Source organism: Mesorhizobium sp., from assembly GCF_005063415.1.
Classification (GTDB): domain Bacteria; phylum Pseudomonadota; class Alphaproteobacteria; order Rhizobiales; family Rhizobiaceae; genus Mesorhizobium.
In genome coordinates, this window is the sequence record NZ_SUEG01000255.1 from 1 (window position 1) to 4,138 (window position 4,138).

At 61.1% G+C, this 4,138-nt stretch carries 3 protein-coding genes and 1 pseudogene; 3 read left to right on the forward strand and 1 reads right to left on the reverse strand.

Features of this window, described 5'->3' with window-relative positions; genetic code table 11:
* The 3 genes from E5W70_RS31195 to E5W70_RS33250 form a co-directional block, all read left to right on the forward strand.
* On the forward strand, positions 1–812 hold an 812-nt coding region (locus tag E5W70_RS31195; RefSeq protein ID WP_292665103.1), incomplete at its 5' end, for a tetratricopeptide repeat protein.
* Positions 813–1,274: 462 nt separating this feature from the next.
* Positions 1,275–2,657, forward strand: coding sequence for an IS1182 family transposase (locus E5W70_RS31200; RefSeq protein WP_292665104.1), 1,383 nt, complete (start codon positions 1,275–1,277; stop codon positions 2,655–2,657).
* 412 nt (positions 2,658–3,069) lie between these two features.
* Positions 3,070–3,489, forward strand: a complete 420-nt coding sequence (locus E5W70_RS33250; protein ID WP_366509768.1) for an NUDIX domain-containing protein — start codon at positions 3,070–3,072, stop codon at positions 3,487–3,489.
* A gap of 34 nt (positions 3,490–3,523) precedes the next feature.
* Here E5W70_RS33250 and E5W70_RS31205 read toward each other — a convergent pair.
* Positions 3,524–3,625 (reverse strand): annotated as a pseudogene (locus E5W70_RS31205) (transposase domain-containing protein); the annotation flags it as partial.
* Positions 3,626–4,138 lie beyond the last annotated feature (513 nt).

Below are 4,138 nucleotides of genomic sequence, written 5' to 3' on the forward strand. Positions count from 1 at the left end.
CGTATGAGTATTATCTACTCGGCACCGAGAAGATCGAGCAGATGACCCAAGCCGATATGGTGGAGGCCATTCGTTTGCTCACCCGCGCCATCGAGCTGGACCCCGGTCTCGCCCGCGCCTGGGTCGAGCTTTATCATTCGCACAGTCTTTTAGCGAGCTATGGCGTCAGCCCTGAGAGCGAGCGGAAGGTGGCTGTCGAAGCTGCCGAGCGTGCCGTCAGGCTTGATCCGAGCGACGCCGAGGCGCATGCGGTGCTGGGGATGAGTTTTGGCGAAAGGGGCGACTTGACGCGCGCCAAGGGCGAGTTGGATACCGCCTTGCGCATGGCTCCGGGTTCAGCTGAAATCCTGACCTTCTATGTCGGCTGGGCGTCCACCTTCGGGGAACCCGAACGCGGTGTGAAACTGGTCGACCAGGTGATCCGACTCGATCCGAACTACCCATTGTGGGCCACAGGCGTCTTCGCCTATGCATACTTCATGTCCGGCCGCTATGAGGATGCGCTGAAGATGCAGGCGCGCATGACACTGGAAACCTACAACCTACCTAAGTGGTCGATCCGGTGCGGTTCGTTGGCCGCCCTTGGTCGAACGGAAGACGCGACAGCCTGTGTCGCAGAGGCGATCAAACGCTTCCCCGACCTGACCATCGAAGCCATGGTCAACGAGCCAGGCTTCAGCGAAGCCGAGCACCTGCGCTTCATCGAGACCATGCGCAAGGCCCGCTTCCCGGCCTGTATGAGCCCCGAGACGCTGGCGAAATTCGCCAAGCCTCAGCGACTGCCGGAATGCGAGAAAGGGACCGCAAACTAGGCTGCGTCGCAGCAGTCGACATGCCGCAGCACAAGGCCTGTCACATGGTTGCGGATGAGGTTCTCGGCCCTGGCCAGTTCGCTGATGGAACCGAAGCGGCCGGTATGGAGCATATCTTTGCACCGAAAGGCTCAGACGATCGCGGGTGAGTTGATGGGGGTCCTCGCAAATAGAGGAAGTGACGGTATCGCCGACTGGCCTATTCCGCATGTTTGCGCTCAGGACATTGCGCTCGTAGAGCTCCTTCAATTCGCCCTGCGCCGGTCCGGGTTCTTTTGGTCCGGGTGAGCTACGATCCGCCAAGCGATCCGCCTCGCCGGGACTAAGAGTCCGCTGTTCGCAACCACGACGCATATAAGTCTGCTCCCAATGTCCACTTTTAGGCGGATTGTGTTGAAAAACTCCGGCTTGAAGCAGCTCTGAAGCACTGATTCAATCTCCTTGGTAAAGGAGATTGAGTCGATGATGGGCGAACCGACGGTGATGCAGGAGGCGCTGTTCTACGAGTTCAGCATCGAGCGTCACGTCCCTGCTGACCATCTGTTGCGCTCGATCGACCGCTTCGTCGACCTGTCGGGGCTGCGCTCGCATCTGCGGCCGTTCTACAGCGAGATCGGTAGGCCCTCGATCGATCCGGAACTGATGATCCGGATGCTAATCGTCGGCTACTGCTTCGGCATCCGTTCCGAGCGCCGGCTTTGCGAGGAAGTGCATCTGAATCTCGCCTATCGCTGGTTTTGCCGGCTTGGCCTGGAGGGTGATGTCCCCGATCATTCCACCTTCTCGAAGAACCGGCACGGCCGCTTTCGCGACAGCGATCTGCTGCGCGAGTTGTTCGAGACGACGGTGCGCCGTTGCATCGAAGAAGGTCTCGGCGGCAACGAGGGCTTCGCCGTCGATGCCAGCCTCATCAGGGCGGACGCGAACAAGCAGCGCTCTGCCGAGGGATCGGAGCAGGTCGACTGGGAGACGATGGCGGCAACGCGCCGCTCGGTACAGGAGTATCTCGACACGTTGGACGATGCCGCGTGGGGTGCAGCGAGCGAGGTGAAGCCGAAGTTCATATCGAGGTCCGACCCGGCGGCTCAGTGGACGGGAGCGATGAAGGGGCATGCCTTCTTCGCCTACGCCACCAACTATCTGATCGACCTGGATCACGCCGTCATCGTGGACGTCGAGGCAAGCCGGGCCATACGCCAGGCGGAAGTCGGCGCGGCACGCACCATGATCGATCGCGCCCAGGATCGCTTCGGCCTCTATCCGGAACGCCTGGCCGCCGACAGCGCGTACGGCTCGGCCGAGATGTTGGGCTGGTTGGTGCACGAGCGCGGCATCGAGCCGCATATCCCGGTCTTCGACAAGTCGGAGCGTCGCGATGGGACCTTCGAGCGGGCAGAGTTCAGCTATGATCGCGAGCGCGATCTCTACACCTGTCCAGGCGGCAAGGAGCTCAGGCAGTATCGTCGGCGGTTCGCTTCACCCCGCGACGGTGTCGACGACGAGGGCTTCATGCGCTACCGCGCCAGCAAGCTCGACTGCGACGTCTGGCCCTCAAGCCTCGATGCTGTCCGAACGGTCCAGCCCGCAAGATCCTACGCTCTATCCACGAGGGGTGCGCGGGACATGGCCCGCGATATTGCCGCCACCGACGCCTATGTCACCTCGCGTCGCGAGAGGAAGAAGGTCGAGATGCTGTTTGCCCACCTCAAGCGCATCCTGAAGCTGGATCGCTTGCGACTACGAGGACCAAACGGTGCTCGAGACGAGTTCCATCTGGCAGCCACTGCCCAGAACCTCCGGAAACTCGCCAAGCTGATTCCGGTGCCGATGCCGAAACCGGCATGAGGCGGAAGACGTCTGCTCACGACCTAACATCAGTCGATGTCGTGGCCGAGACGCGGCCGACTTTTTCAACGATATCGGCGCAGAGCTGTCATTCAGAATCTGACGTGTGGGCGTCGTCTTCGGGTCATTAGCGTGAATTTGGGCGAGCGCGAACGAGCTACCGCTTAGGGTCGTGAGCCGATATTCAACCGCGCCGTTCGCCCCACATTTTGACCCAGCGCAAAGCTGCCCCACCACAACCCCTGTAGAACATTGATCGCGGGGGCCAAGGTGGCGGCTAAAACCGAACTGACCCAACCCTGTGGGTAAGCGTCCGGCCTGAGGCGTCGCGCGAGCTGTGGTTGTCGACAATTTGTTGTGATCGTAGGGTGAGACCGTTCGGCCTAACCACGACGACGAAGGTGTTCAAGAGATGCGCGAAGCAGCCTGTGCCATCCTGGTTCGCGACGGCACCTTGTTGCTTGGGCGGAGGTCTCCGCATCGTCGGTCGTATGCAAGCTGCTGGGATGTGATTGGGGGACATCTTGGGGGCGCGGAGAGGCCAGAGGATGCGCTCGTTCGGGAAGTTCGAGAGGAAGTTGGCGTAACGCCGACGGGCTTCATGCCAATCGGGGGGTTCGTCGAGTCTTCACCCGAAGTTGGGCCCGGCCGGCTTCATTTCTTTGTTATCATGGAGTGGGCCGGCGGCGATCCGGAGATGCGGGGTGATGAGCATACCGAGCTCCGGTGGTTCGATGTTGAGACGGCCTGCGCTTTGCCTGACCTCGCTTTGCCGCAATACCGTTCGATCTTCAGGTCACTGGAAGGCATGGTGACCGCACGCACCGGATAGTGAATGACATCGGGGAGATGGCGACGTCGCCGGATCAGCGCCACGGCAGCAGCTCTTCGATCCGGTTGATCTGACCGTCGGCAATGCGGGCAAGGACGTCTGTGAGCCAAGCTTCCGGGTTAACGCCGTTGAGCTTGCCCATGAGGCTCGCGACCCTCAACCTTGAAACTGCAAGATACGGCGACGTATATCGCGCCACAAGGCTTGCGCGGCTGAGGCGGCAAATGGTGAGGCACATCGAGCGCACGGACGCCTCGGCGCAGAAAGTCGAGCAAGCGCTGGCCAAGTTGGCCGAAGCAAACGCACCCCATGGACCGGCATCAGTAGGGCCACGCTCATGCCCGCCTTCGCATCGGCACGATGTGCGGCGGATTATGCGGTCCATACATCTAACTTTGCTCTCATTAAGCGGTGCAATGCTCATTGTCGTGGGCCTGGTCACGCAATGGCTGTGAATCCTAACTATGCGTTCAAGCCGGTGCCGCTTCGTGGCACGGCTTAACTTATTCGTTTGGCGTACGGGCGGGAGAATGGCCATTGACAGCCAACGGTTTTGAAAGGCGCCAAGGGACGGAGCCTAATCGGGTTCCTCCGCTGGGCCTGGGCGGCTCTGCTGCGCTGTTCGGGGCGGGTGCTCTGCTGCTGTTCC

Excerpts from the sequence above, each read along its gene's own strand:
- E5W70_RS33250 (WP_366509768.1), top strand. The coding sequence starts at position 3,070 with ATGCGCGAAGCAGCCTGTGCCATCCTGGTTCGCGACGGCACCTTGTTG.
- E5W70_RS31200 (WP_292665104.1), top strand. The coding sequence starts at position 1,275 with ATGATGGGCGAACCGACGGTGATGCAGGAGGCGCTGTTCTACGAGTTC.